The organism is Sandaracinobacteroides sp. (genome assembly GCF_057137845.1).
Map to the genome: position 1 here is coordinate 1 of NZ_DBNHFX010000107.1, position 25,907 is coordinate 25,907.

The 25,907-nt window shown below is 64.1% G+C and carries 29 protein-coding genes; 17 read left to right on the top strand and 12 right to left on the bottom strand.

Annotation, left to right across the window (positions count from 1 at the left end; genetic code table 11):
- Nucleotides 1-171: vitamin B12 dependent-methionine synthase activation domain-containing protein (locus AC16JP_RS05430; protein WP_484339612.1), on the top strand; the 171-nt coding region annotated here is incomplete at its 5' end.
- A gap of 20 nt (nucleotides 172-191) precedes the next feature.
- Here the strand turns inward: AC16JP_RS05430 and AC16JP_RS05435 are convergent.
- Nucleotides 192-818 carry an NUDIX hydrolase gene (locus tag AC16JP_RS05435; RefSeq protein WP_484339587.1) on the bottom strand — a complete coding sequence of 209 codons (627 nt, stop codon included), beginning with the start codon at nucleotides 816-818 and terminating at the stop codon, nucleotides 192-194.
- 100 nt (nucleotides 819-918) lie between these two features.
- On the opposite strand from AC16JP_RS05435, the gene AC16JP_RS05440 reads away from it, so the two are divergent.
- From AC16JP_RS05440 to AC16JP_RS05450, 3 genes are read left to right on the top strand one after another with little or no spacing between them, the layout of a single operon-like run.
- Nucleotides 919-1,533 carry a ribonuclease D gene (locus tag AC16JP_RS05440; protein ID WP_484339613.1) on the top strand — a complete coding sequence of 205 codons (615 nt, stop codon included), beginning with the start codon at nucleotides 919-921 and terminating at the stop codon, nucleotides 1,531-1,533.
- Nucleotides 1,534-1,541: 8 nt separating this feature from the next.
- Nucleotides 1,542-2,183: an LPS export ABC transporter periplasmic protein LptC gene (lptC, locus tag AC16JP_RS05445; RefSeq protein WP_484339588.1), complete on the top strand. Its 642-nt coding sequence runs from the start codon at nucleotides 1,542-1,544 to the stop codon at nucleotides 2,181-2,183.
- A complete protein-coding gene (locus AC16JP_RS05450; RefSeq protein WP_484339589.1) occupies nucleotides 2,180-2,710 on the top strand; it encodes an LptA/OstA family protein in 531 nt (176 codons plus the stop codon). The genes lptC and AC16JP_RS05450 overlap by 4 nt, the downstream gene beginning before the upstream one ends.
- A 27-nt stretch (nucleotides 2,711-2,737) precedes the next feature.
- On the opposite strand, the gene ubiG is transcribed toward AC16JP_RS05450, so the two are convergent.
- The 3 genes from ubiG to AC16JP_RS05465 all read right to left on the bottom strand — a co-directional run bounded on the left by ubiG (nucleotide 2,738) and on the right by AC16JP_RS05465 (nucleotide 5,941).
- Nucleotides 2,738-3,481, bottom strand: coding sequence for a bifunctional 2-polyprenyl-6-hydroxyphenol methylase/3-demethylubiquinol 3-O-methyltransferase UbiG (gene ubiG / locus AC16JP_RS05455; protein WP_484339590.1), 744 nt, complete (start codon nucleotides 3,479-3,481; stop codon nucleotides 2,738-2,740).
- Nucleotides 3,478-4,293, bottom strand: a complete 816-nt coding sequence (locus tag AC16JP_RS05460; RefSeq protein ID WP_484339591.1) for an arginyltransferase — start codon at nucleotides 4,291-4,293, stop codon at nucleotides 3,478-3,480. The genes ubiG and AC16JP_RS05460 overlap by 4 nt, the downstream gene beginning before the upstream one ends.
- A 409-nt stretch (nucleotides 4,294-4,702) precedes the next feature.
- The gene (locus AC16JP_RS05465) at nucleotides 4,703-5,941 is read right to left on the bottom strand and encodes a threonine ammonia-lyase (RefSeq protein ID WP_484339592.1); all 1,239 of its coding nucleotides are present in this window, start codon (nucleotides 5,939-5,941) and stop codon (nucleotides 4,703-4,705) included.
- A gap of 102 nt (nucleotides 5,942-6,043) precedes the next feature.
- Between AC16JP_RS05465 and AC16JP_RS05470 the strand changes: the two genes are divergently transcribed.
- On the top strand, nucleotides 6,044-6,901 hold the full coding sequence (locus tag AC16JP_RS05470) for an NAD(P)-dependent oxidoreductase (protein ID WP_484339593.1): 858 nt from the start codon (nucleotides 6,044-6,046) through the stop codon (nucleotides 6,899-6,901).
- The gene (locus AC16JP_RS05475; RefSeq protein ID WP_484339594.1) at nucleotides 6,901-8,556 is read left to right on the top strand and encodes an amidohydrolase; all 1,656 of its coding nucleotides are present in this window, start codon (nucleotides 6,901-6,903) and stop codon (nucleotides 8,554-8,556) included. The genes AC16JP_RS05470 and AC16JP_RS05475 overlap by 1 nt, the downstream gene beginning before the upstream one ends.
- A 4-nt stretch (nucleotides 8,557-8,560) precedes the next feature.
- Here AC16JP_RS05475 and AC16JP_RS05480 read toward each other — a convergent pair whose 3' ends face one another.
- Nucleotides 8,561-9,286, bottom strand: a complete 726-nt coding sequence (locus AC16JP_RS05480; protein ID WP_484339595.1) for an SDR family NAD(P)-dependent oxidoreductase — start codon at nucleotides 9,284-9,286, stop codon at nucleotides 8,561-8,563.
- Nucleotides 9,283-10,788, bottom strand: a complete 1,506-nt coding sequence (gene purF, locus AC16JP_RS05485; protein ID WP_484339596.1) for an amidophosphoribosyltransferase — start codon at nucleotides 10,786-10,788, stop codon at nucleotides 9,283-9,285. The genes AC16JP_RS05480 and purF overlap by 4 nt, the downstream gene beginning before the upstream one ends.
- A gap of 99 nt (nucleotides 10,789-10,887) precedes the next feature.
- Here purF and hisI point away from each other — a divergent pair, with 99 nt between their 5' ends.
- The 6 genes from hisI to AC16JP_RS05515 all read left to right on the top strand — a co-directional run bounded on the left by hisI (nucleotide 10,888) and on the right by AC16JP_RS05515 (nucleotide 18,314).
- Nucleotides 10,888-11,247, top strand: a complete 360-nt coding sequence (gene hisI, locus AC16JP_RS05490; protein WP_484339597.1) for a phosphoribosyl-AMP cyclohydrolase — start codon at nucleotides 10,888-10,890, stop codon at nucleotides 11,245-11,247.
- Nucleotides 11,248-11,519: 272 nt separating this feature from the next.
- Nucleotides 11,520-11,933: a MerR family transcriptional regulator gene (locus AC16JP_RS05495; RefSeq protein ID WP_484339614.1), complete on the top strand. Its 414-nt coding sequence runs from the start codon at nucleotides 11,520-11,522 to the stop codon at nucleotides 11,931-11,933.
- 15 nt (nucleotides 11,934-11,948) lie between these two features.
- Nucleotides 11,949-13,742 (top strand): acyl-CoA dehydrogenase C-terminal domain-containing protein, encoded by a 1,794-nt coding sequence (locus AC16JP_RS05500; protein ID WP_484339598.1) that lies wholly within the window; start codon nucleotides 11,949-11,951, stop codon nucleotides 13,740-13,742.
- 66 nt (nucleotides 13,743-13,808) lie between these two features.
- Entirely contained in the window at nucleotides 13,809-15,020 is a 1,212-nt protein-coding gene (locus AC16JP_RS05505) for an acetyl-CoA C-acetyltransferase (RefSeq protein WP_484339599.1), read from the top strand.
- 19 nt (nucleotides 15,021-15,039) lie between these two features.
- Complete coding sequence (locus tag AC16JP_RS05510; RefSeq protein ID WP_484339600.1) at nucleotides 15,040-17,223, top strand: 3-hydroxyacyl-CoA dehydrogenase NAD-binding domain-containing protein; 2,184 nt, start codon at nucleotides 15,040-15,042, stop codon at nucleotides 17,221-17,223.
- A 134-nt stretch (nucleotides 17,224-17,357) separates the two neighbouring features.
- On the top strand, nucleotides 17,358-18,314 hold the full coding sequence (locus tag AC16JP_RS05515; RefSeq protein ID WP_484339601.1) for an NAD(P)H-dependent flavin oxidoreductase: 957 nt from the start codon (nucleotides 17,358-17,360) through the stop codon (nucleotides 18,312-18,314).
- A 4-nt stretch (nucleotides 18,315-18,318) separates the two neighbouring features.
- On the opposite strand, the gene AC16JP_RS05520 is transcribed toward AC16JP_RS05515, so the two are convergent.
- Both AC16JP_RS05520 and epsC read right to left on the bottom strand, forming a co-directional pair.
- Nucleotides 18,319-18,645: a DUF2794 domain-containing protein gene (locus AC16JP_RS05520; protein WP_484339602.1), complete on the bottom strand. Its 327-nt coding sequence runs from the start codon at nucleotides 18,643-18,645 to the stop codon at nucleotides 18,319-18,321.
- Nucleotides 18,642-19,322 (bottom strand): serine O-acetyltransferase EpsC, encoded by a 681-nt coding sequence (gene epsC / locus AC16JP_RS05525; protein ID WP_484339603.1) that lies wholly within the window; start codon nucleotides 19,320-19,322, stop codon nucleotides 18,642-18,644. Before epsC ends, AC16JP_RS05520 begins: the two co-directional genes overlap by 4 nt.
- 127 nt (nucleotides 19,323-19,449) lie before the next feature.
- Between epsC and AC16JP_RS05530 the strand changes: the two genes are divergently transcribed.
- Together AC16JP_RS05530 and AC16JP_RS05535 are read left to right on the top strand one after the other, a co-directional pair.
- Entirely contained in the window at nucleotides 19,450-20,199 is a 750-nt protein-coding gene (locus AC16JP_RS05530; RefSeq protein WP_484339604.1) for a sulfite exporter TauE/SafE family protein, read from the top strand.
- Nucleotides 20,200-20,248: 49 nt separating this feature from the next.
- Entirely contained in the window at nucleotides 20,249-20,998 is a 750-nt protein-coding gene (locus tag AC16JP_RS05535) for a sulfite exporter TauE/SafE family protein (protein WP_484339605.1), read from the top strand.
- Here AC16JP_RS05535 and AC16JP_RS05540 read toward each other — a convergent pair.
- Nucleotides 20,986-21,891 (bottom strand): peptidylprolyl isomerase, encoded by a 906-nt coding sequence (locus tag AC16JP_RS05540; protein ID WP_484339606.1) that lies wholly within the window; start codon nucleotides 21,889-21,891, stop codon nucleotides 20,986-20,988. The two genes, AC16JP_RS05535 and AC16JP_RS05540, sit on opposite strands and share 13 nt — an antisense overlap.
- 82 nt (nucleotides 21,892-21,973) lie before the next feature.
- Between AC16JP_RS05540 and AC16JP_RS05545 the strand changes: the two genes are divergently transcribed.
- Entirely contained in the window at nucleotides 21,974-22,903 is a 930-nt protein-coding gene (locus AC16JP_RS05545; RefSeq protein ID WP_484339607.1) for a hydrogen peroxide-inducible genes activator, read from the top strand.
- Nucleotides 22,904-23,001: 98 nt separating this feature from the next.
- Nucleotides 23,002-23,976: an NADPH:quinone oxidoreductase family protein gene (locus tag AC16JP_RS05550; RefSeq protein WP_484339608.1), complete on the top strand. Its 975-nt coding sequence runs from the start codon at nucleotides 23,002-23,004 to the stop codon at nucleotides 23,974-23,976.
- Between the two features lie 24 nt (nucleotides 23,977-24,000).
- Here the strand turns inward: AC16JP_RS05550 and AC16JP_RS05555 are convergent, their stop codons facing one another.
- The 3 genes from AC16JP_RS05555 to pgsA are packed head-to-tail and all read right to left on the bottom strand — an operon-like array spanning nucleotide 24,001 to nucleotide 25,244.
- A complete protein-coding gene (locus AC16JP_RS05555) occupies nucleotides 24,001-24,417 on the bottom strand; it encodes a molybdenum cofactor biosynthesis protein MoaE (RefSeq protein ID WP_484339609.1) in 417 nt (138 codons plus the stop codon).
- Nucleotides 24,418-24,420: 3 nt separating this feature from the next.
- The gene (gene moaD, locus AC16JP_RS05560; protein ID WP_484339610.1) at nucleotides 24,421-24,675 is read right to left on the bottom strand and encodes a molybdopterin converting factor subunit 1; all 255 of its coding nucleotides are present in this window, start codon (nucleotides 24,673-24,675) and stop codon (nucleotides 24,421-24,423) included.
- The gene (gene pgsA, locus AC16JP_RS05565) at nucleotides 24,672-25,244 is read right to left on the bottom strand and encodes a CDP-diacylglycerol--glycerol-3-phosphate 3-phosphatidyltransferase (protein WP_484339615.1); all 573 of its coding nucleotides are present in this window, start codon (nucleotides 25,242-25,244) and stop codon (nucleotides 24,672-24,674) included. Before pgsA ends, moaD begins: the two co-directional genes overlap by 4 nt.
- 58 nt (nucleotides 25,245-25,302) lie before the next feature.
- Here pgsA and AC16JP_RS05570 point away from each other — a divergent pair.
- Nucleotides 25,303-25,907 (top strand): nitroreductase (locus AC16JP_RS05570; RefSeq protein ID WP_484339611.1); only part of this gene is annotated, 605 nt, incomplete at its 3' end.

Sequence of the window (25,907 nt, forward strand, 5' to 3'; positions counted from 1 at the left end):
CATTTCGCCATGGTGCCGACGGCGGCCGTGTCGGGGTTTTATTTCGCACATCCGAAAAGCGCCTATTTCGGGGTAGCGCGGATCGGCGAGGACCAGTTGGCCGGCTATGCGCCCCGTCGCGGCGTCAGCCTTGAACAGGCGCACCAGTGGCTGCGGCCCAACCTTGCCTGAACCGACGGCGCCGAGGCCGTTCAGATCGCCGAGTCGGGGTTGGTTCTGGTCCAGTGCCAGAACGGCCGGTCGACGGCACGGCCATGCAGGTGATGCTCGACGACGTCGAGCACCGCCCGCGTCACGATCGGCAGGTCGAGGTCGCGGCACTCGGCCATGGTGAACCACGCCACCTCGCCAAGTTCGCGGCTGTCCTGCGGTTCGAGTGAGGCGAGACATTCGGCGTCGGCCATCAGGAATCGGGCGTCGAACCGCTTGTGGCGGGCAGGTGGCGTGATCGCGCGCGCGATATAGGAAAGCGCGCCAAGGTCTGCCGCGATGCCTGCATCGCCCTGCCTGCCGATCACCAGCCCGGTTTCCTCGTAGGTTTCGCGGATCGCCGTCCGGCCGAGCGCGCGCGCCAGATTCTCGCCGGACTGCCGTCTCAGCCGCGCCGATGCCGCGAGATCGGCGGCAACCTCAGGGCGAAGCTCGGTCAGCATCGGGCCGTGATAGTCGGTGCGGTCGATGCGGCCGCCCGGGAACACCCATTTGTCGGGCATGAAGTCATGGCCGCCGGCGCGCTGCCCCATCAGGATTCGGGGCTGGCTTCCGTCCCGGCGGACGAGGACAAGGGTGGCGGCATCCCGCGGGCGAGCAACGACCATGGCGCCGATCGTAGCGGCGCATATGCGGCAGGCCAACCTGCGCCATTCAATGGGCGCGCCGCATTGCCCGCAGCGTCGGGAACGCCTAATGCCGTGGGAAATGACGATCCACTTCCACGAAGGCGACTTGCCGGGCGAAGTTTTCGCGCCGGGTGCCGCCATTGCCGTAGATACCGAAACGATGGGCCTGAACCCGCTGCGGGACAGGCTCTGCCTTGTCCAGCTTTCCGACGGAGAGGGCGACGAGCATCTGGTTCGCTTTTCGGGCGATTACAGCGCACCGAACCTGCGCCGCGTTCTTGCTGACCCGGCCCGGCTGAAGCTGTATCACTTCGCCCGCTTCGATCTGGCGGTGATCCGCCACTATCTCGAAGTGGTGGCGGCGCCCGTCTATTGCACCAAGACGGCCAGTCGTCTTGTGCGCACCTACACCGATCGCCACGGCCTGAAGGAACTGGTGCGCGAACTGCTTGGCGCCGAGATTTCGAAACAGCAGCAGTCCAGCGACTGGGGCGCCGCCAGCCTTAGCGACGCCCAGAAGGATTATGCCGCCTCGGACGTGCGCTACCTGCACCGGATGAAGCCGATTCTGGACGAGCGGATGGCGAGGGAAGGGCGCACCGCGTTGGCGCAGGCCTGTTTCGACTTCCTGCCCGCGCGTGCCGACCTCGATTTGGCCGGATGGCCGGAAGTCGACATTTTCGCGCATGTATGACTGTCGCCATGGCTGACGGGATCGACAGCGGGCAGGAGGCGCGCCGGCGCTCGATGCTGCCCGGCAGCGCGCGCGACAGCCTGGTTTCGGCGGCAAAATGGGGTTTCCCGATCGGTTCGGTGCTGTTGTTCGCGGTGCTGCTGGTGCTGCCGGTTACCCGCAACCGCGAGTTCAGTTTTCTCCTCTCGAAAGACAGCGCCGCCCATTCCGGCGAACGGATGCGCATCCAGGAAGCGGAATATCGGGGCGAGACTTCACGCGGCGAGCCGTTCCGGGTGTCGGCCGAATCCGGTGTGCAGAAAACCAGCGCGGTTCCGGTGGTGGTGCTGCACGGCCTGACCGCCAGGATCGAACAGCAGCAGGGTCCGGCCGTCGTCACGGCGCCCGAAGGCGAATTTTTCCTGCAGAAGAACCTGATCGTGGTGAACGGGCCGATCGTCGCGCGGTCGGCATCGGGTTTCAGCCTCGATGGAGAGCGTATCGAAGTCGACCTGAATGCACGTCGCATCTCGACCGGGCAGCCGGTCTCGGGCACTTTGCCGATGGGCGAGTTCAGGGCAAACGCCTTTACCGCCGACATCGAAGGACATGAAGTCAGCCTGACGGGCGGCGTCAGTTTGCGGATCAATCCCAATCGGATGAAGAAATGATCGATTTCAAACTTGCGGCAGCGGCTCTGTTACTTGCGTCCGTGGCGGTATCCGCCAGCGCGCAAGGGTTGACGACATCTGCGCTGAAGGGTCTCGACAACAAGGCACCGATCGACGTCAACGCCGACCGGATCGACGTGCTGGACCAGCAGAATCTGGCGGTCTTCAGCGGCAATGTGCATGTTCGACAGGCAAAGCTGTCACTCGATGCCGACCGGGTGAAGGTGGCCTACAGCCGCCCGGCCAAGGGGGATCCTGTGATCAAGCGCCTCGACGCCGACGGCAATGTGCGACTGGCGACGCCGTCCGAGAAGGCGACTTCGCGATTCGGGATCTACGATGTCGAGAAACGGGTGCTGACGTTGATCGGCAACGTGGTGCTGGAACAGGGGACGACCCGTGTGCAGGGGAATCGGCTGACGATCGACCTTGCCAGCGGACGCTCGACGCTGGACGGCCAGGCATCGACCGGACAGCCCGGTGGCAGGGTCAGCGGCCGCTTCGCCGTTCCCGACCGCAAGCAGTGACGGGGGCACGGCCTGACACGGTTTCCGTCAGGCTTTGGTTGCGGTTCCGATGTAATTGATCCGGGTATCGCCCGAGATATGAAATCCCCGGCCGACAGACCATGACAGGCCGCGCACTTCGCCGGTTTGCAGCCCGGCTGCCGCAAGCCTGTCTGCCAGTTCATCCGGGGTGACGAACTGATTCCAGTCATGGCCGCCATCCGGGATCAGCCGCAGCAGCCGTTCCGCCCCAGCGATCAGCACAGCCCAACTGCGGGCTGTGCGGTTCGGCGTCGAGTAAATCAGCAGTCCGCCGGGCTTCAGCATTGCTGCGATTGATTCCAGAAATTGCTTTATATCAGCCACATGTTCGATTACTTCGAGGCATGTTATGAAGTCGTAACGCGCTGCATGGCTGTGCGCGAACTCAGCCACCTCGCCCACGGAATAGTCGATCGACAGCCCGCTTTGGCGCGCATGGCTCTGGGCCACGCGGATGACGTCGGCGCCCGCGTCCAGCCCCTCGACGGCGGCGCCCATGCGCGCCAGCGGCTCGGTCAGCAGTCCGGCTCCGCAACCGACATCGAGTGCAGTCAAACCGGCGAGCGCATCGCGCCGGCCAGCCGACAGGCCGAAATGGCGGACTATCTGTTCACGGACATAGCCCAGACGCGCCGGGTTGATCCGGTGGAGAAGTTTCGACTGGCCGTCGGGATCCCACCAGTCTTCAGCGAGGCGACCGAACAGCTCGATGTTGGCGCTGTCCTGCGTGCGGGTGGATGTGCTGCTCATTTGAACGGGCGCGCCGACGGCATCGCCGGCTTGTCTGCTCCGTCGGCTGAACGACCGATCGGGCTTTCATGGTGCAGTTCCGCAGGCATCGGCGCCCACCCGTTGGGCGTCAGCATTTCCAGCGGCGCAAAGCGGCGTTTGTAGTCCATTTGCGGAGAACCCTTCACCCAATACCCCAGATACACATGGCGCAGCCCGACCTGGGCCGAGCGAACCACATGGTCCAGAATGATATGGGTGCCAAGCCCGCTGCGCGCGTCCGGCCCGGTTTCGAAGAAGCTGTAGACCATCGACAGCCCGTCCGACTGGCGGTCGGTCAGGCAGGCCCCCACCAGCCTGCCGCGCCCATCCGCCGAGGGTTCCCGATACTCGACCATGACTGTGTTGACCGGGGAAGTCTCGACCATCTCGGCAAAATCATAGGCGTCCATCCGCACCATCCCGCCGTCCGGATGGCGGGCAGCAAGATAGCTGCGCAACAGGTCGAACTGCTCCTCGGTGGCAAAGGGGTCGCAGGCGGAAACATCGAGGTCGGCGTTGCGGCGGAGGATGCGCCGCTGTGACTGCGAAGGCCGAAATTCCGGGGCCACGATCCGCACAGAGACGCAGGCCGAACAGCCCACACAATTCGGCCGATACACGACGTTCTGGCTGCGCCGGAAACCGATCCGGCCCAACCCTTCGCTCATGCGGGCGGCATCCGGCCCGCGCAGTTCGGCGAATACCTTGCGCTCTGTCCGGCCCGGCAAATAGGGGCACGGTCCCTCGGCCGTGAGGAAGAATCTGGGGAATCCGGCGGGTTGCTCGGTCATGCCGAAAACACCAATCGGCCGTAAAACGCGCAAAACCCTTCTGCCCTTGCGCGGCGGCAGCGGGATTGGGACATCTTCGCTGACGGCTTGGCCTTCACTTCGCCCTCGACCATATGTGCCCGGCCCCCCGATGGAGCACTGGCGGACTGTGCACAATCGGGCAGCGGGGCGCAATGCCGGAGGTGCGGCGGCCAGCACATATCGATGTTAACGCCAAGTCCTCGGTCCGACACCGCCAGACATGCGTTTGTGCTGAACCCCTGAGCACCGCCCGGCCTGCCAAAGCCGGAGCGCCCATTCCGCAAATTCCGCCACACAACCCCTTCCGTTGTGCGAACCTGTGAAATCTACGCCTTTTGCGGCCTTCATCCAACCCGCAGAACGGGGAATTCGTTCCGGAACGGATGCTTCAATCCAGTTCCACGCGGTTCACCTCGTAGCCGGCGCCACGCAGCGCCTCTATCAGGCGGCCCAAATGGTCTTCGCCGCGCGTTTCGCATTCGATTTCGGTGATCAGCCCCTTGGCGGGAAGGTTGGTGAAAATGCGCTGGTGCGACACTTCGAGGATGTTGACCTGCTGCTGGTCGAACACCCGGGCGACGCCATACAACTGGCCCGGCCGGTCTTTCAGGCGGATGCGCAGCCGCGCCAGCCTTCCTGCCCGCACCAGATCGCGCAACAGCACGTTCGCCAGCAGCCGGGTGTCGATGTTGCCGCCCGCAAGCACCAGGCCGATGGTCCGCCCACGGAAGCGCCGGCCATAGGCCAGCAGCGCCGCAAGCCCGGCCGCACCCGCGCCTTCGGCAACCGTTTTCTCGATCGCAAGCAGCATCGAGACCGCGCGTTCAAGATCGCGTTCGGCAACCAGCAGAATATCCGATACCAATGCCTTCACCACCGGGATCGTAAGCGAGCCGGGCGTCTTTACCGCAATGCCTTCGGCAAGGGTGTCGCCGTCGGCCACGATCGGCTCTCCGGCGACGGCCGCCTTCATGGATGGGTATAGTTCCGCTTGCACACCAATGACTTCGAGATCAGGTTTGATGTCTCGTGCGATCGTTGCACACCCTGAAATCAGCCCGCCGCCGCCGATCGGAACGACCAGCGTGTCGATGTCGGGCGCATCCTCCAGCATTTCCAGCGCAACCGTTCCCTGGCCCGCCATCACCAGCGGGTCGTTGAACGGGTGGATGAACACCAGCCCGCGCTTTTCTGCCAGCTCCAGCGCGTGGGCGGTTGCCTCTTCCAGCTTTTCGCCGAACAGCACGACGTTCGCGTCGTGCCCTTCGGTCTGCTGCACTTTCACCAGCGGCGTGAAGCGGGGCATGACGATCGTGGCCGGAATCCCGAGTCGGCGGGCGTGATAGGCAAGCCCCTGCGCATGGTTTCCGGCCGACATCGCGATTACGCCGCGCTTGCGTTCCTCGTCGGTCAGCGCAAGCAGCCGGTTCAGTGCGCCGCGTTCCTTGTAGGCTGCCGTAAATTGCAGATTTTCGAACTTCAGGAACACGCGGGCGCCCGTCAGTTGCCCCAGCGTGCGCGATTCCAGCGTAGGCGTCCGGATGACCTTGCCCGCGATACGCATCGCCGCTGCCCTGACGTCGTCTCCGGAAATGGCAAGGGCAGGTGCGGTGGTGGGGGCGTTCATCTTCGGTTTCCTTTCGGCCACAGCGCTTATCGCCTGCGGCCGGTGCCTTCAACCGCGCACGGCGGCTTTTCGTTTGCGCCAATCCGGTTTAGGCGAACGCGCATGGCTGTCATCGCATTTGCAGGACTGGGGGTTATGGGCTGGCCGATGGTCCGCCACCTCGCCGCCGCCGGACATACGCTCCGGCTGTTCAATCGAACCCACGCCAAGGCCTTGCGCTGTGCCGCTGAACTGGGCGCCATCGCCTGCGCCAGCGCCGCCGAGGCGGCCGCTGGGGCCGACGCGCTGATCACCTGCGTCGGCAACGACGACGACGTGCGCGAAGTGACGCTGGGGCCGAAAGGCGGTTTCTCGACCCTTGGTGATGGCGGATTGTTCGTCGACCACAGCACGGCTTCCGCCCGGATCGCGCGCGAACTTGCAGAAGCTGCGCCGCATCTGCTCTGCCTCGATGCGCCGGTATCCGGCGGGCAGGCGGGTGCGGAAGCCGGTCAACTGGCAGTGATGTGCGGCGGTTCCGACGAGGCGTTCGCCCGCGCCCAGCCGATCTTGCAAGCCTATGGCCGCCGTATCGTTCACATCGGCCCTTCCGGGCACGGCCAGTTAGCCAAGATGGCGAACCAGATCGCAATTGCAGGGGTGGTGCAGGGGCTTGCCGAGTCGCTGCACTTTGCGATGCGGGCCGGGCTGGACACGGATGCGCTGGTCGATGCGATCGGCAAGGGCGCAGCCCAGAGCTGGCAGATGGACAATCGCGCGAAAACCATGGTCGAGGGCCGCTTCGACTTCGGATTTGCCGTCGACTTGATGCGCAAGGATCTGGGCCTTGTGCTGGACGAAGCGCGAACCCTGGGCGCAAGCCTGCCGGTTGCGGCCATCGTCGATCAGTTTTACGCCGATGTGCAGGCCATGGGCGGCAACCGCGACGACACTTCGTCGCTGATCCGGCGGCTGAAGTGATGCGCCGTGCCCTTGTGCTGGCCCTGTGCCTGTTGGCAGCGCCTGCCGACGCCGCGAAGACACTGATTGTCAACGCCAATGGCTATACCATCGAACAGTCCGGCGCCGTTCGCAGGTTTGCCGGGCTGCTGGTGGGAGACGACGGCAAGGTGCTGGCAACGATGCCGCGCGGCGCGTCTGAACCGCGCCTTGAAGCCGGGGACTACAAGCTCGATGCCAGAGGACGGACGCTGATCCCCGGCCTGATCGACGCGCATGGCCATGTGATGGGCCTTGGCCTTGGGCTTCGGGCGCTGGACCTTGCGGGAACGGCAACGCTTGCCGAAGCGCAGGCAAAGATCGGCGCTTACGCCGAAGCAAACGGCGCGCGCGACTGGGTGATCGGGCGTGGGTGGAATCAGGTCGTCTGGGGGCTGGGACGCTTCCCGACAGCCGCCGAACTGGATGCGGCCCATGCCACCCGCCCGGTCTGGCTGGTTCGGGTCGATGGCCATGCGGGGTGGGCCAATTCGGCGGCGATGAAGGCAGCGGGCATCACCCGGCTGACGAAGGATCCGGCGGGCGGGCGTATCGTCCGCGACGCAGCCGGCAACCCGACCGGGGTGTTCATCGACGCTGCGATGCAGTTGGTGGCCAAGGCCGTGCCTGCACCATCCGCCGGGGAAAAGGAAAAGGCGCTTGAGGCAGCGCTCGCGCATCTCTCGGCGCTGGGCCTGACCGGTGTTCACGACATGGGCGTGACGCCGGACGCCTGGGCGCTCTATCGCAGCTTTGGCGACGAAGGGCGCCTGACCATCCGCATCACCGGATATGCCGCCGCGATGGAAGCGATGGAAGCGATTTCCCCCTTAAGGCCGACGCCGTGGCTGTATCAGGACCGGCTGCGCCTGCAGGGCATAAAGCTGTATGCGGATGGTGCCCTGGGCAGCCGGGGTGCGTGGCTGCTGAAACCCTATTCCGACGAACAGGGTTCACGCGGACTACAGTTTCTGGACGATACGCGTGAAAAGAACCTGTTCAGCCGGGCAAACTTCCTTGGCTATCAGGTAGCCGTGCATGCAATCGGCGATGCGGCAAATCGGCAGGCTTTGGATAGTTTTGCAGAAATCGCACCAACTTACGGAGAGAAATTCAGAAATCGTATTGAACACGCGCAGGTGATCGACCTGGCCGACATTCCGCGTTTCGCCGAGCTTCATGTGATCGCATCCGTGCAGCCCACCCATGCAACCTCGGACAAGGCGATGGCCGAGGGGCGGCTGGGGGCGGAGCGTCTGCAGGGCGCCTATGCGTGGAAGGCGCTGCGGCAGGCTGGCGTTCGACTGGCGCTTGGTTCGGACTTTCCCGTGGAACCAGCCAACCCGTTTCTGGGAATCCATGCAGCGGTCACCCGGCAGGACGTGCAGGGCCAACCCGAAGGCGGGTGGCGCGCCGAGCAGGCGATGACCCTGCCGCAGGCGCTGGCCGGCTTCACGCGCGATGCCGCTTATGCAGGCGGCGTAGAAACGCGGATCGGCGCGTTGGAGCCTGGCTATTGGGCCGACTTCCTGTTGCTCGACCGCGACCCGTTCACCATCGCACCCGCCGAACTGTTCGAGGTAAAGGTGGATGAGACGTGGCTTGCCGGAAAGCGGGTGTTCGTGCGCAGGCCGTGATGGCCTAGGCTGGCACCACCGTTCCCGCGCGGTCGAGCTTCAGGCGGGTAAGGCCCGGCCCCATCGCCGGCAGTTGCGCGACAACGGCTTCTGCCACCATGTCGGGTGCCTTCAGCGTGGCCGGATCTTCACCGGGGAAGGCCTTGGCGCGCATGGCTGTGCGGGTGCCGCCCGGATCGACGACCAGAACATTCACGCCCAGGATCTTCATTTCCTCGGCATAGACGCCGACCAGATTTTCCAGCGCTGCCTTGCTGGCCGAATATGGCCCCCAATATGGTTCGGCGCGGCTGGCGACCGAGGATGTGACGGCAACCACCGTGCCGCGCGCAATCCGCAGCATCGCGTCGAAGTTGCGGATGAGCCGCCATTGCGCCGTCAGGTTCAGGGCGATCACGCTGTCCCACTCCTTGGGCGTGGCGTGCGCGACCGGGGTCAGGCTGCCCAGCGTTGCGGCATTCAGCACCAGCAGATCGAGCTTTTGCCAGCGTTCGGCGATCACGCCTGCCAGCCGGTCGACTTCCTCGGCCCTGGTCAGGTTCATGGGGACGATCGTTGCCGTGCCGCCGGCTGCGTGAATCCTGTCCTCAACCTCGATTAGGCCGGCTTCGGTGCGTGCCGTCAGGATGACGTGATAGCCGGCAGTGCCAAGGCGGACCGCGAGTTCCGCGCCGATCCCGCGGCTTGCACCCGTGACCAGGGCGACGCGCCCCTGCGTTTGCGCCGTCATCGGCTGCCTTCCCCGGCCAGCAGACCAAGGCCGTGCTTTGCTTCCTGCGCTTCCTGATCGGTCAGGCGCGTTGGATAGTCGCCGGTGAAGCAGGCGTCGCAGAATTGCGGGTGCCGGGGATGGCGGCCGTTTTCGCCAAGCGCGCGATACAGGCCGTCGATCGAAATGAAGGCCAGGCTTTCGCAGCCGATATAGGAACGCATTGCCTCGACATCCATGCGCGCTGCCAGCAGCTTCGAGCGTTCGGGCGTATCGACGCCATAGAAGCAACTGTGGGTGGTCGGCGGACTGGCGATTCGCAGATGCACCTCGGCGGCGCCCGCTTCGCGCAGCATGTTGACGATCTTTACCGATGTCGTGCCGCGCACCACAGAATCGTCGATCAACACGATCCGCTTGCCCGCGATCATGGCGCGGTTGGCGTTGTGCTTCAGCTTGACGCCAAGATGGCGGATCTGGTCCCCCGGCTGGATGAACGTCCGCCCTACATAGTGCGAGCGGATGATCCCCAGTTCGAAGGGAATGCCCGATGCCTGCGCATAGCCGATGGCGGCGGGCGTCCCCGAATCGGGCACCGGAACCACCATGTCGGCTTCGACCGGCGCTTCGCGGGCCAGCTCGGCGCCGATCGATTTCCGTACCTGATAGACCGACAAGTCGTTGGCAAAGCTGTCGGGCCGGGAAAAATAGACCTGCTCGAAGATGCAGGGCCGTGGTTTGTGCTGGCCGAACGGCATCATCGATTTCAGGCCGCTGTCATCGATGACGATCAGTTCACCTGGTTCGACCGAGCGGAGATAGGTTGCGCCGACGATATCGAGGGCGACCGTTTCCGAAGCGAGGATCCACGCATCGCCCAGCTTGCCAAGCACCAGCGGCCGGATACCCAAGGGATCGCGACAGGCGATCAGCCCTTCGGCCGTCAGGCACAAAAGCGACCATGCGCCTTCGACCTGCTTCACCGCATCGATGAAGCGATCGAGCAGAGTTCGGAAGCTGGAGGTGGCGACGAGGTGGATGATGACTTCGGTGTCTGAGGTGGACTGAAAGATCGAGCCGCGCCGGATCAGCTCGGTCTTCAGCGTCACGGCGTTGGAAAGATTGCCATTGTGGGCAACTGCAAAACCGCCCGAGGCAAGATCGGCATAGAGCGGCTGCACATTGCGAAGGGCCGCCGCTTCCCCCGATGTCGAGTATCGGTTGTGCCCGATCGCTGCGGCGCCGGGCAGTGCGTCGATCACGTCGGTGCGGTCGAAGTTGCCCGCCACATGGCCCATTGCCCGGTGTGCGTGGAACTCTCCGTCGTCGAGGCTGAGGATGCCTGCGGCCTCCTGGCCGCGATGCTGAAGCGCATGCAGCCCGAGGGCCACCATTGCCGATGCCTGCGTCGCACCCCAGACGCCGAAGACGCCGCACTCCTCGCGCAGTTTGTCGTCGTCGAAGGGGTGTGTCGTCAGTTGTGCCGGGTCGGCCGACCGGCCACCGCTGGAAACCGATGCCATGAAAACCTGCCTTGTGAGCTGTTCGCGTGGCCGCCATGTAGGGAGTGCGGCGGCGTTTGTCGCTAGGCGAAGTGCAAATGGCAGGCGATTGTGCAGGACATGGCGGAAAAATTTGCTCCGAAGTTCGATGCGGCAGGGCTGTTGACGGCTGTCGTGACCCACGCCGAATCGGGTGAGCTGCTGATGGTTGCACATATGAACGGGGAAGCGATCCAACTGACCCGAGAGACGGGAAGGGCGCATTTCTGGTCGCGCAGCCGGCAGTCGCTCTGGCTGAAGGGTGAGACTTCGGGGAATTTCCTCAGCGTCCGCGAGATTCTGGTCGACTGCGATCAGGATTGCCTGTGGGTGAAAGCGATTCCACATGGCCCGGCCTGCCATACCGGCGCCCCGAGCTGCTTTTTCCGCCGCCTTGAGGGGGACGATGTCGTCGACGTGGGCAGTTGCGCCAAACGGTGACGTTTTCGCGGTTCAGTCACAATTAGTGACTAAACAGAATCGGATTCCCTGCGTAAGACAGATTCATTGGCGCGATGGCGTTCAAGTCCACGCGCGCGCTTCAGGGTCGGACTTCACCGCCCCGCTGTTGGCTGCTGTTGGCAGGCCGATAGCGGGGCGGCAGAAGCGACTGAAAACAATCACGATCATATGTTTGCAATCGCAAGGCCTGCTTTGGCGCGAAGCACGCAGCGCAGGTTGACGTGAACGTAAACGTTATATAGTTGACCGGCATGCCCGAAGCCGCCCGGATATCGGAACCAGTGCCCGCCGCTGCTGCGGTGCAGGAGGCGTTTTCGATTTCCGACCTCGCCCGTGAATTCGGCGTGACCGCGCGGACGCTGCGCTTTTATGAAAACGAAGGCATCCTGCAGCCGAATCGGCGCGGCACCACGCGCATCTATTCACGCGGCGACCGCGCCCGACTGGCCTGGATCCTGCGCGGACGCGCCGTTGGCTTCAGCCTTGCCGACATCCGCGAACTCCTCGACCTCTGGACGCCGGACGTGCCGCGCCGTGCCCAGATCGAGGCCGCGCTTGCCAAAAGCCGCGACCGGATCGCCGCCTTGAAAACGCAGCGCGACGCGGTCGATGAAACCATCGCCGAACTCGAAGGCTTCTGCCGCGCGGCCGAAGCCAGACTCTGACAGGAAAGCAGTAACATGCCCGCAAACTATCGTGCGCCCGTCACCGACACCCGCTTTGCCCTGAAGCACGTCGTCGGGCTTGATCGGCTTCAGGCGCTGCCCGGCTACGAGGACGCGACGCCCGATATGGTGGTTGCCATCCTTGAGGAGGGGGCGAAGTTCGTCGAGGGTGTGCTGGCGCCGCTCAATCAGATCGGCGACCAGCAGGGCTGCACGCGTCACCCGGACGGCAGCGTGACGACACCTGCCGGTTTCAAGGAAGCCTATGCCGCGTTCGTCGAGGGCGGGTGGGGCACGCTGATGGCGCCGAAAGCCTATGGTGGCCAGGGCCTGCCGCATGTGCTTGGTTCGGCGTTCGAGGAATATCTTGCCTCGGCCAACATGGCGTTCGGCATGTATCCGGGCCTTACGCAAGGCGCCGTGTCGGCGATACTGGTGGCCGGTTCCGACGAGCAGAAACAGGCCTATCTGCCGAACATGATCGCCGGCCGCTGGACCGGAACCATGAACCTGACCGAGCCGCAATGCGGCACCGATCTTGGCCTGATCAAAACCCGCGCCGAGCCGCAGCCCGACGGAAGCTTCCGGATCAGCGGCACCAAGATCTTCATCTCGTCGGGCGACCACGATCTTGCCGACAATATCATTCATCTGGTGCTGGCCAAGACGCCCGGCGCCACGGACAGCGTGAAGGGCATTTCGCTGTTCATCGTGCCGAAGTTCCTGCTGAACACCGACAGCACACCGGGGGCACGCAACAGCCTTTCGTGCGGTTCGCTCGAACACAAGATGGGCATCCACGGTAATGCCACCTGCGTGATGAACTATGACGGGGCGACGGGTTTCCTCGTCGGCGAGGAAATGAAGGGCCTGAAAGCGATGTTCGTGATGATGAACGTCGCGCGGCTGGGTGTCGGCGGGCAGGGCATGTCGCAGTCGGAAGTGGCCTATCAGAACGCAGTTTCCTATGCGCGCGATCGCCTGCAGGGCAGGGCGCTGACCGGCCCGAAAAACGCGCAGGGCAAGGCCGACCCGATCCTCGTGCATCCGGATGTTCGGCGCATGCTGCTGGACGCCCGCGCGTTCAACGAAGGTGCGCGCGCCTTGTGCCTGTGGGCGGCGTTTCAGGCCGACCTTGCCGTCAAGGCCCCCAACGCCGGGGAGCGCGAGCAGGCGGACGACCTGCTGTCGCTGCTGACGCCCGTCATCAAGGCCTATCTGACCGACGAGGGCTATGCCAACGCCACCAATGCGCAACAGGTGTTCGGCGGCCATGGCTATATCGCCGAATGGGGCATGGAACAGTTCGTCCGCGATGCGCGCATCACCATGATCTACGAAGGTGCAAACGGCATACAGGCGCTGGATCTGGTCGGCCGCAAGCTGGCGCAGAACGGTGGGCGCGGTTTGCGGGCGTTCCTGTCGATGGTTGACGACACCATCGCCGCCGGCCGGGCCGACGAAACGCTGAAACCGCTTGCCGAGGCGCTGGCGGGCGCGAAAGCCGAACTGGAAGGCGCAACCATGTGGCTGATGCAGAACGGGATGGCGAACCCCGACAACGCGGGTGCAGCGTCGGTGTCGTTCCTGCGGCTGATGGCGATCGTCACGTTCGGGCACTTCTGGCTGGGAATGGCAAAGGCGGCGCTGGCTGACACATCCGGCGAATATGACCGGCTTTTCCTCGACGCCAAGCTGATGACCGCGCGGCATTTCTTTGAACGGCAGATGCCGCAGGCAGCAGCCGAGGCTGCGCGCGTCAAGGCGGGCGCCGCGACGATCATGAACTTCCCAGACGACGCATTCTGACTTTTGCGTGAGGTTGCCCATGAACAGGGCAGCCCTATCTCACCCACATCCCGAGGGAGAATGACCATGGCTGAAGCATATATCTACGATGCGGTGAGGACGCCGCGCGGCAAGGGCCGCAAAGACGGCAAGCTGCACGAAATCACCCCGATCCAGTTGGCGACTCAGGCGCTGGCCGCGATCCGCGACCGCACCGGCATCGACACGGCCGACGTCGACGACGTGGTGCTGGGCTGCGTGTCGCCGGTGGGTGAACAGGGCGCGGATATCGCGCGCGTCGCGGTGCTGAACGCCGGCTATGCCGAGACGACAGCGGGTGTGCAGGTGAACCGCTTCTGCGCTTCGGGACTCGAGGCCGTGAACATGGCGGCGGCCAAGGTGATCTCTGGCGAGGCGGAGTTTGCCATCGGCGGCGGCGTCGAAAGCATGAGCCGCGTGCCGATGGGATCGGATGGCGGCGCATGGGCGATGGACCCGGCGGTCGCCTTCAACACCTATTTCGCGCCGCAAGGTATCGGCGCCGACCTGATCGCCACGATCGACGGCTTCTCGCGCGACGATGTCGATGCCTATGCAGTCGAATCGCAACGCCGCGCCGCCAAGGCATGGGCGGAAAAGCGCTTCGCCAGGTCGATCGTTCCTGTCCGCGACGTAATCGGCGAAGTCGTCCTCGACCATGATGAATTCATGCGGCCGCAAACCGACATGCAGTCGCTTGCGGGGTTGCAGCCTTCGTTTCTGGCGATGGGCGAACAGATGCCCGGCTTCGACGAGATCGCCAAGCTGCGCTACCCCGAGATCGAGCGTGTGAACCACGTCCACCACGCCGGAAACTCGTCGGGGATCGTCGACGGGGCGTCGGCGGTGCTGGTGGGCAACAAGGCAATCGGCGAAAAATACGGCCTGAAGCCGCGCGCCCGCATCAAGGGCATGGCCTCGATCGGCTCGGAACCGCTGATCATGCTTACCGGTCCTACCTACGTCACGCAGAAGCTGCTGAAGCGGCTTGGCATGACGCCGAAGGACATCGATCTCTTCGAACTGAACGAGGCGTTCGCCTCGGTAGTGCTGCGGATGATGAAGCACCTCGACATCCCGCACGACAAGATGAACGTGAACGGCGGCGCCATCGCCATGGGGCACCCGCTGGGTGCAACCGGCGGCATGATCCTCGGAACCGTGCTCGACGAGCTGGAACGCACCGGCAAGCAGACGGCGCTGGTCACCTTGTGTGTGGGTGCCGGCATGGGCACCGCAACCGTCATCGAACGCATCTGAGCGACCGGAGGGAACTGAAATGACCGATCAAGCTATCCGCCAGGAGCTGGACGCCGACGGCATCCTGTTGCTCACCATCGATTGCCCCGGCCTGTCGATGAATGTCATCAACGAGGCGCTGACACGCGACCTTGCAGCCGCAGTCGAGCGCATCCGGACCGATGCCGCCGTGAAGGGCGCGGTGATCACGTCCGGCAAGGCATCCGGTTTCGTTGCCGGCGCCGACCTGAAGGGGATGAACTTCTCGGGCGGGGGCGCTGGTGCGTCGTCGGGCAAATCGCGCGTGGCGCAACTGTTCGACGGGGTGTTCACGCTGAACAAGCTGATGCGCGACCTTGAAACCAGCGGCAAGCCGATCGCAGCAGCGGTGAACGGCCTGGCGCTGGGCGGCGGGCTGGAAATCGTGCTGGCCTGCCACCATCGCGTGATCGCCGACAACCCGAAGATCGTGCTGGGCCTGCCGGAAGTGCTGGTCGGGCTGTTCCCCGGTGCCGGCGGAACGCAGCGGCTGCCGCGCCTGATCGGTGTGCAGCCGGCGCTTATGTATCTGCTGCAAGGCAAGAATATGAGCCCGCAGGAAGCGCTTGGCCTTGGCGTCGCGCAGGCAGTGGTGCCGGCCGACAAGCTGGTCGAGACCGCTAAGGCGTGGGTGAAAGCCAACCCGAACGGCGGCGTGCAGCCGTGGGACCAGAAGACGTTCAAATTTCCCGGCGGTGCCGGGGCGTTCAGCCCGGCCTTCGTGCAGACGTTCGTGGGTGGCACCGCGATGGCGCACCGCCAGAGCCACGGCAACATGAACCAGGTGAAGGCGATCCTGTCGGCTGTCTATGAAGGCGCGCAACTGCCTATGGACACTGCCATTCGTGTCGAATCCAAGTATTTTGCCAAAGTCGTCGCCGATCCGCAGGCTGGCAACATGATCCGTTCGCTGTTCGTGTCGAAGCAGGCGGCGGAAAAGGGTGCGCGCAGACCTGCCAACGTGCCGCCGATGAAAACCCGAAAAGTCGGCATGCTGGGTGCGGGCCTGATGGGGGCCGGGATCGCGATGGTGTCGGCGCAGGCCGGCATGGAAGTGGTTCTGCTGGACCGCGACATGGCGGCAGCCGAAAAGGGCAAGCAGTATACCGCCGACCGTCTGGCCAAAAAGCGCGTTCCGGCGGAAAAGGCGGCAGAGATCCTGAACCGCATCAAGCCGACCACCGACTACGCCGACCTGAAGGGCTGCGACCTGATTATCGAAGCGGTGTTCGAATCGCGTGAGATCAAGGCCGAAGTCACCAAGGCGACCGAAGCTGTGGTGGGCGCCGACACGATCTTCGGCTCCAACACCTCGACTCTGCCGATCACAGGCCTTGCCGAAGCCTGGAGCAAGCCCGAGAATTTCATCGGTATCCACTTCTTCTCTCCGGTCGAGAAGATGCCGCTGGTGGAGATCATCGTCGGTCGCAAGACCGGCCCGCAGGCCATTGCAAAGGCGCTGGATTATGTAGCGCAGATCCGCAAGACGCCGATCGTAGTCAACGACAGTCGCGGCTTCTATACCAGCCGCTGCTTCGGCACGTTCGTGCAGGAAGGGCTGGCGCTGCTGGGCGAAGGCGTGAAGCCGGCGCTGATCGAGAATGTGGCCAAGCAGATGGGCATGCCAGTCGGGCCGCTGGCGGTGAACGACGAGGTCGGCCTAGACCTGTCGTACAAGGTTGCGCAGCAGACCAAGAAGGATCTGGGCGACGCCTACAAGGGCGGACCCGGTGAGAATGTCATTGAAAAGATGATGGAACTTGGCCGTCACGGTCGCAAGAACGGCAAGGGCTTCTATGCCTATCCCGAAGACGGCAGCCCCAAGCACCTGTGGCCCGAGCTTTCCAGCCACTTCCCGCTGGCGGCAAGCCAGCCCACGGCAGACGAAGTGAAGGAACGGCTACTGTATCGCCAGCTTGTCGAGACGGCGCGCTGCTTTGCAGAGGGAGTGCTGGAAACGCCCGAAGACGGCGATCTGGGCGCGATCTTTGGCTGGGGTTTCGCCCCGTTCACGGGCGGCCCGTTCAGCGCCATGGATACGACCGGTATCAAGACCGTGGTGCAGACACTCGACCGGCTGGCGCAGCAGCACGGTGAACGCTTCACGCCGCCGCAAATGTTGCGCGACATGGCCGCAAAGACAGAAACCTTCTACGGCAACGCCGCGAAGAAAAAGGCAGCCTGAGCTGCCAATCAGAAGAACGAAAGGCGGCGAACCAGAAAAACGGGTTCGTCGCCTTTTTCTTTGAACAGGTTGTGCAATCTGCCTTGGCATGGCCTGCTGCGATCCGTTGAACAGCATCATTGAGGGAGTGAACGATGATCAGGACTGCGCTTTGTGACATGCTTGGGGTAGAGTACCCGATCATGCTGGCCGGGATGGGGGGCGTTTCCTATGCCGAAGTGGTGGCGGCCGTATCGGCTGCCGGCGGCTTCGGCACACTGGGCATGGCAGGCACCAGCGCGAAGTTCATCGAGAGCCAGATGCTGAAAGTCCGCGAGCTGACCGACAAGCCGTTCGGCGTGGACCTGCTTTCGGCGCAACCGGAATCGCTGACGGCCGCTGTTGACGTGATCATCGCGCATGGCGCCAAGGCGTTCGTTGCCGGGCTTGGGGTGCCTTACCCCATCGTAAAAAAGCTGAAGGACAACGGCATCCTGGTGTTCGCTGTGATCGGCAAGGTTGACCATGCGCTGAAGGCGCAGGCTGCCGGCTGCGATGCGGTTATCGCGCAGGGAACCGAAGGCGGTGGCCACACAGGTGCGGTTGCGTCGGTCGCTCTCTGGCCGCAGGTGGTGGATGCGGTGAAGCTGCCGGTGGTGGCGGCAGGCGGGCTGTTCGACGGCCGAGGTCTTGCAGCGGCACTGGCGATGGGGTGCCAGGGCGTCTGGATGGGCACGCGCTTCATCGCTTCCGCCGAGGCACACGCCGGACAGATTTACAAGGACGCGATCGTCGGCATGTCGGAGGCTGACACCACCATCTCGCGCGGGTTCACAGGCAAGACGCTTCGTGCGCTGAAAAACAAGACGACCGAGCAGTTCGAGCGTGAAATTGCCAAGCCTTTCCCGGCGCAGGTGATGGAATCGGTGCAACTGAACCGGCTGGGGCCGATCGCCGGCATCACCGAGAATCTGGATATCGACACCCAGTGCTTTGCCGTAGGGCAGGGTGGCGGCGGCGTTCGCGAGGTGCTGCGCTGCGACGAAATCGTGCGGCGCACGATGGCCGAAGCCGAGACAAGCCTTAAGCGGATCGGCGCGCTGGCGGGATAGCCCGTCAGTCGATCAGCTTCATCAGCCGGCGTTTGGCGGGCGCAAGCACGGCATCGAGATCGTTGCCCCGCCTGAGCGTCTGCCCCGCTTCGCCGATCAGGCTGTATTGGCCCTGCCGCAGCCTTAGCGCGGGTTCCTTCACCACGCGGTATTCCGGCCTTTCGCTGGCGCGCCGGAACGCCGAGAATGTTGCTGCGCGATGGGTGAAATCGATCGCATAGTCGCGCCATTCCCCGGCGGCGACCATCTGGCCATAGAGTTGCAGGATCGAGAGCAGTTCCGCGCGGTCGAACACCGTTTGCGCGGCGGTGGGCAGTTGTATGACGTTCAAGCCGCCTCGCCGCCGGGTTTGGCGGCGCCCCGTTCAAAGGCATCGACGCGGGCGCGCAGTGTTTCCAGCTCGCACTTCAGCAGCTCGTAGCGCTGGGCCACCGGGTCGAACTTTTCCGAGCAGGGTGTGCCATAGGGCACGAATGCCGGGTCCTCCCTGATCAGTCCCGGCACCGGCCTTGCAGGAATGCCGACCATGGTAGCGCCGGGCGACACGTCGCGGGTGACAACTGCGCTTGCACCGATCTTGGCCCCATCGCCAACGGTGATCGGGCCAAGAACGGCAGCGTTCAGCGAAATCACCACGTCGTTGCCGATCGTCGGGTGCCGCTTGCCGGCAATGCCGTTCGTGGGGTTGGTGCCACCAAGCGTCGCGCCCTGGTAGATCGTGACATTGTCACCGATCTCGGAGGTTTCGCCGATCACGACAAAACCATGGTCGATGAACAGGTTTTTGCCGATCACGGCGCCGGGGTGAATGTCGATCGCGGTCAGGAAGCGGCAGAAATGGTTCACGATGCGGGCGGCAAGGAACATGTCTGCGCGATACAGTGCATGGGCAACGCGATGCAGGCCGACCGCCCAGACGCCGGGATAGGTAAGCACTTCCCAGCGCGAACGAGGTGCCGGATCCCGCTGCCGGATGCTGGTAAGATAGGAAGCAAGTTTGTCGAACATCCGCCTGTGTGCCCATTTACGCTTCCGACGATCATAATGTGGCACAGGCGGCGTTTCCAGAGGATCGGTGCCGCAGCCTCTCACAAACGATTGCGCAACTAGGCGTTCTTGGCCAGACTGGACGGCGATGCAGATCGATCAGGTTCTTCTGCTGTTCGCAGCCGTCGGCTTTGCCGCCCAACTGATCGACGGCACGCTTGGTGGCGGCTTTGGTGTTATCTCGTCGTCGGTGCTGATCGCTACCGGGGTTCCGCCTGCCGCCGCTTCGGCCGGTGTCCATGCGGTTAAGGTGGTGACCGCGCCCATTTCCGGCATCAGCCACGCGCTTGCAGGCAATGTGGAATGGCGGCTGTTCTGGCGGCTTGCAATTCCGGGTGTAGCAGGGGCGGTGGCCGGCGCATCGTTGCTGCTGTGGTTGCCAGCCGGCATCGCCAAGCCGGTCATACAGACCTATCTGGCGATCGTCGGTTTCATTCTGGTGCTGCGGCGACCACTGCACCACACGCGCCACCGCGACCCGAAATACGCCGAACCGCTTGGTCTGGTGGCCGGCTTTCTGGATGCAGGCGGCGGCGGCGGATGGGGTCCGATCTGCACGCCCAACCTGATCCTGCAGGGTGTCATGCCGCGCAAGGCGGTGGGCACGGTCAATCTGGCCGAATTCTTCGTGGCTCTTGCCAGTTCGATCACCTTCATCATGGCGCTGGGCTGGGGTGCGCTTGGCCATGCAGTTCTGGGGCTGCTGATCGGTGCGGTGATTGCCGCGCCGCTGGGGGCGTTGCTGGCGCGCCGGTTGCATCCTGGTGCGCTGGTACGGCTGGTCGGGGTGGTTCTGCTGCTGTCCAGCGGCTTCGGGCTGTTGCAGCGTTTCGTTTAGGCGCAGCGGCGCTTGCGCTTTCGGCGGGCGTCTGTCAGCGATTGCGCTGATGGGCGTGGACGCGGACTTCCTTAGCTTCGTGGCGGTGGGCTTTCTGGCCCAACTGGTTGACGGGGCGTTAGGGATGGCCTTTGGCGTAATCTCGACCAGTGCTCTGGTGATGCTGGGTGTGCCGCCCGCAGCGGCGTCGGCCGGGGTGCACACCGTTGAAACGGTGACGACCGCTGTTTCCGGCACCAGCCACGCGATCGCGCGCAACATCGACTGGAAGCTGTTCTTCCGGATTGCGGTGCCCGGCATCGTTGGCGCGATTGCCGGTGCCTATATCCTCACCAACATTCCCGCCGAAAAGGCAAAGCCGGTGATCCAGTTCTACCTGGCGTTGTTGGGGGCGTGGATTTTCTGGCGCGGCTTTCGCCACCAACATGTCGAGCGCGAACCGAAAATCGTCGAGCCGCTGGGTCTTGTCGGCGGGTTTCTGGATGCGGCAGGCGGCGGCGGCTGGGGCGCGATCGTGACATCCAACCTGATCGTGCAGGGAAAATCGCCAAGGCATACCGTCGGCACGGTGAACGCGGCCGAATTCTTCGTGACCGTCAGCGCCGCCACCACGTTCATCTTCAGCCTTGGCTGGCAGATCGTGACGACGGCAACCCTTGGCCTGCTGGCCGGGGGCGTGATCGCAGCGCCCTTCGGCGCGGTGCTGGCCAAGCGATTGAAACCCGACCTGCTGATGGTGCTGGTCGGGGTTGTGCTGATGCTGGCAGGCGCCGTCGGCGTGTGGGGTTATTTCGCCTGAGGGACGCGCCGCAGCGGTGGCAACAGATTGCAGATGTCGGCGCCGCCCGTCGGGCGGATGAAAAACGCGTCGCGGCGGTTGGCGCGGGCATCCACCCATTGCCGAAAGCTTGGGCTGTCGGTCCGCAACACCTGATAGGTGGGCGCTTCGCTGGCGGGAAGGCTGTCGGCCATGCGGGCGCGCAACAGCTTCACGCGCTGTTCCGGCTTTTCATAGACGCCAAGCGCGCCGGTTCCCCGTGGCAGGGACGACAGCCCCTCGATGCCATCGAGCACCCGTCCCACCAGCGCGATGTTGCGATCGAGATGTCGCGGCCCGTGCCCGATCACCACATAAAGTTCGGCGCCAGTGCCAGTGTCGGGCGGCATGTTGCGCCCGACGCCAACCATCGTCGGGCAGTGCGGCAGCCAGTGCGCCTGTGTGTCCATCGCAACCGGCCAGCCACCCGCATGGCCGACCTGCGCGGCATAGGCGTCGCGGAAGGGAAGCGCGGTCAGCCCATCGGGCTTGCCGGGCTGTTCGTAGCCGTCGGCCGGGCGCGCGGTGATCCCGGCGGGCAGGGCGGCTGCCTCGGTTGGATCCCCCCACTGGACGACGTAGTTTTCCTGCACGCGGGTGATCGCTGAATGGCGCTCGAACCAGCCATCCGCGACCAGCTTGCGGATGTTGGCAACGTGGCCGGGCGCAAAATGCGGCGCAAGCTGGATCGCCACCCGTCGGCCACCGGCGAATTCCAGCAGCAAAATGTCGCCGGGAGGGATGGGTTGCCAATCGCTTGCGGGACTGCTGGCGATCACTTCCCCCGGTGAAGGTGGAGCGGCGGCTGCGGCCATGGCAAGGGTGGGGAAGGACAGGGCGGCGGCCAGCAAGGCCCGGTGGAAGCAGCGTTTCATGGCCGTGAGACTGCCACGCCCGCCGCACCTGCACCAGCCCGTTCATGATCGATCGAATGGATCATGCGTCTTGATGTGATCGATGCGGGCGATTACCTGTATCGGCATGATCCACCACCCGACGATCCGGCAGTTGGCCTATCTGTCGGCGCTGCACGGAACAAAGCATTTCGGCAAGGCGGCAGATAGTTGCTTCGTCACCCAGTCGACACTTTCGGCCGGTATCCGCGAACTGGAAACGCTGCTGGGCGCAACGCTGGTCGAGCGGAACCGCCGGGTCGTCCGTTTCACCCCGCTTGGCGAACAGGTGGTGCGCCGGGCGTGGCGTGTGCTTGCCGAAGCGGATGCCATCGCCGAACTGGTTCGGGCAGCCGGCGAACCGCTGTCGGGCGAATTGCGGCTGGGTGTGATCCCGACGGTTGCTCCGTTCCTGCTGCCCGGCCTGTTGCCGCGATTGCGCAGCATGTGGCCGGGCCTGAAACTATATCTGCGCGAGGAACAATCCGGCCCGGCCTGCGATGCGTTGGCGCGCGGGATGCTGGATTGCCTGCTGCTGGCGCTGCCCTACAATTGCGGCGACACCGAATATGAAACCCTGTTCGAGGATCCGATCCGGCTGGCCTTTCATCCGTTGGACCTGCCCAATCCGCCACCCGTCATCGATCCGATCGGGATCGATGAATCACGGCTGCTGCTGCTGGAAGACGGCCATTGCCTGAAGGATCATGGGCTTGCCGCCTGCGGGCGGACATCCTTCCGCACCGATCAGGCGGTGCTTGGCACATCGCTTCATACGCTTGTGCAGATGGTTGAAAACCGGATCGGCATGACACTGCTGCCGCAGATGGCGATCGACGCCGGCATTCTGACTGGCACCTCGGTCGAGACGCGCCCTTTGGGCAGTGGCAATGATCGCCGGACGATCGCATTGGCGTGGCGGCCGGCCAGCCCCAGATCCGACGAATACCGCCTGTTTGCGAACTCGCTGAAGGATGCCCGCGCCGGGGTGTGATCGTCCCAGCGACAAGACCGGATGGGCATCGTTATGATAGGTTGCCCGAACGGTTGGCCCTTGCCTAACAGGGCGAAACGAAACGAAGGGAGTTTTCAATGAAGGCGCTTTTGTGCGTGGAACATGGCCTGCCGGAAAAGCTGGTCGTGCGCGATATTCCGGCACCAGAACCGGGCAGGGGGCAGGTGCGGATCGCCATGAAGGCGGCGGGCGTAAACTTCCCTGACGCGCTCATCATCCAGAACCTCTATCAGTTCAAACCGGCGCTGCCATTTTCCCCCGGCGGGGAAGCGGCGGGCGTGGTCGACGCCGTGGGCGAGGGCGTGACCCGCTTCAAGGTGGGCGACCGGGTGCTGGCGATGATCGGGAACGGCGCCTTCGCCGAACAGTTCCTTGCCGACGAAGTGCGGGTGATCCCGATTTCAGGCGACATGCCGTTCGACGTTGCAGCCGGTTTCACAATGACTTACGGTACATCGCACCATGCGCTGAAGCAGCGCGCCCGGCTGCAACAGGGTGAAACGCTGCTGGTGCTTGGCGCAGCAGGCGGCGTCGGACTGGCGGCGGTCGAACTTGGCAAGCTGATGGGTGCGCGGGTGATCGCAGCGGCCTCGTCCGACGAGAAGCTGGCGCTTTGCCGCGAATATGGCGCCGACGACACCATCAACTACGCCACGCAGGACTTGAAGGACCGGGTGAAGGAACTGACCGGCGGCAAGGGCGCGGATGTGATCTACGATCCAGTCGGCGACCGCTATGCCGAACCCGCCTTCCGCACGATCGCCTGGAACGGCCGCTATCTGGTGATCGGATTTGCCGGCGGCGAAATCCCGAAGCTGCCGTTGAACCTGCCGCTCATCAAGGGCGCTTCGATCGTCGGCGTGTTCTGGGGCGCGTTCACCGCGCATGAGCCCGCCGTCCATCAGGAAAACATGCGCGAGCTGATCGGCTGGTATGCAAAAGGCCAACTGAAGCCGCACATCTGCGCGCATTTTCCTCTTGACCGTGGCGCTGAAGCGATCCGCATGCTGATGGACCGCAAGGCCCAGGGCAAGGTGATCGTGACCGCCTGATCGATGTGCGTGGCGGCCCGCCTGCTACCAGCGGGCGGCCGCCTCGTCGTCCGAGGCTTTGGCCTCTACCCAGCCTGCCGGGTCTTTCTTCCAGAACGGCGCGCTGGTTTTCAGCCAGTCCATCAGGAACGATGCGGCATCGAACGCATCCTGCCGATGGCGGCTTGCTGTCAGCACCAGTACGATCGGCGCGCCAACCGGCAGGTGGCCGAACCTGTGGATCACGGTTGCGCCAAGAAGCGGCCAGCGTTGCCGCGCTTCGCTCAGCAGGTCTTGCAGTTGCCGCTCGGCCATTGCCGGGTAATGTTCAAGCTGAAGTGCGGTGTCGCGCACCTGGCCGGTGAAACTTACAATCGCCCCCACATCCGGCCCAAGCGCCGACAGGTGCGCCTGTTCGATGTTCAAATCGAACGGTGTGGCTTGCACTCTGGCGATGAACATCGCCTAACCGCCGGTAACTGGCGGGAAAATGGCCACTTCGTCGCCATCCTGCACAAGTGCGTCCCAGTTGGCGAACTGCTGGTTGATTGCTGCCCGCAGCCTTGCCCGATCGGCAAAGGCAAGCGCATGTCCAGCCGTGCGCCCGGCAAGCGTGTCCACCAGTTCGCCAAGGTTGAACGGGCCGGCGACATCGACCACTTCTTCGCCCATGCCGATCTTTTCCCGCACCCACGCAAAATAGACGAGGCGGACCTTCACGATGCACTTCCCCCCGTCATGTGCCGAAGGCCGACACGCAGATAATCCCAGCCGGTGACGAGCGTCAGCACACCCGCCAGCCACAGAGTGACGATGCCGACAAGGTGCGCAGGAAGGGCAGGCCACCAGTGGGCGCTTGCGGGCGCCAGAATGAGGGCGCCGAGCGACACCATCTGGAAGGCGGTTTTCCACTTCGCAAGCTGTGAAACCGGCAGCGACACGCGCGCCGTCGCCAGAAATTCGCGCAGGCCCGACACGGTGATTTCGCGCAGGATGATCACAAGGCCCGGAATCACATGCCAGCCAGAGATCTGGCCGTTGTGGATCAGCATCACGATGACGGCCGCTACCATGATCTTGTCGGCGACCGGATCGAGGAACACCCCAAGTCGCGAAACCGTACCCTGCGCCCGCGCCAGATACCCGTCGAGGTAGTCGGTGAGGCCGGCGACGCAATAGAGGACGAAGGCGGCGGTATAGCCGACCCAGCTCGCCTTCCACATCAGCACCACGAACAACGGCACCGCGAGAATCCGGCTCAGCGTCAGCAGATTGGGGAGGCTGGACAGCATCTTCCAACTGTAGGCAATCAACCGCAGTTGAACAACCGGTCAGGAGCATTGCCGCATGAACGTCTCGGAAGCCGTTGCCAGCCGCAGGTCCGTCCGAGGCTTTCTGCCGACACCTGTTGACCCCGCAACCATCCGCCGCGTGGTCGAGGCGGCAGGCCGTGCGCCATCGGGCGGCAATGTGCAGCCGTGGCATATCGACGTCGTCGGCGGGGATAAGCTTGCGGAACTGAAGGCGATCATGGCGCGCCGCGTGATGGATGCGCCCGGCGGCGAGGCACGAGACTATGACATCTACCCGCACGGGCTTCCGTCGCCCTATCGCGATTACCGCTTCGAGGTGGGCGAGGATCTTTACCGCAGCCTCGGCATCCCGCGTGAGGACAAGGCCGCGCGGCTGATGTGGTTCAGCCACAATTTTCAGTTTTTCGGCGCGCCCCTGGCGCTGTTCTGCACGGTGTCGCGCGTGATGGGCCCGCCGCAATGGTCGGATCTGGGGATGTATCTGCAGACACTGATGCTGCTGCTGCGCGAAGAAGGACTGGACAGTTGCCCGCAGGAGTGCTGGTCGGTCTATCCGCAGACGATCACCGGCTTTCTGGGCACGCCGGACGAGCGGATGCTGTTTTGCGGCATGGCCATCGGTTTCGCCGATGAAGCCGA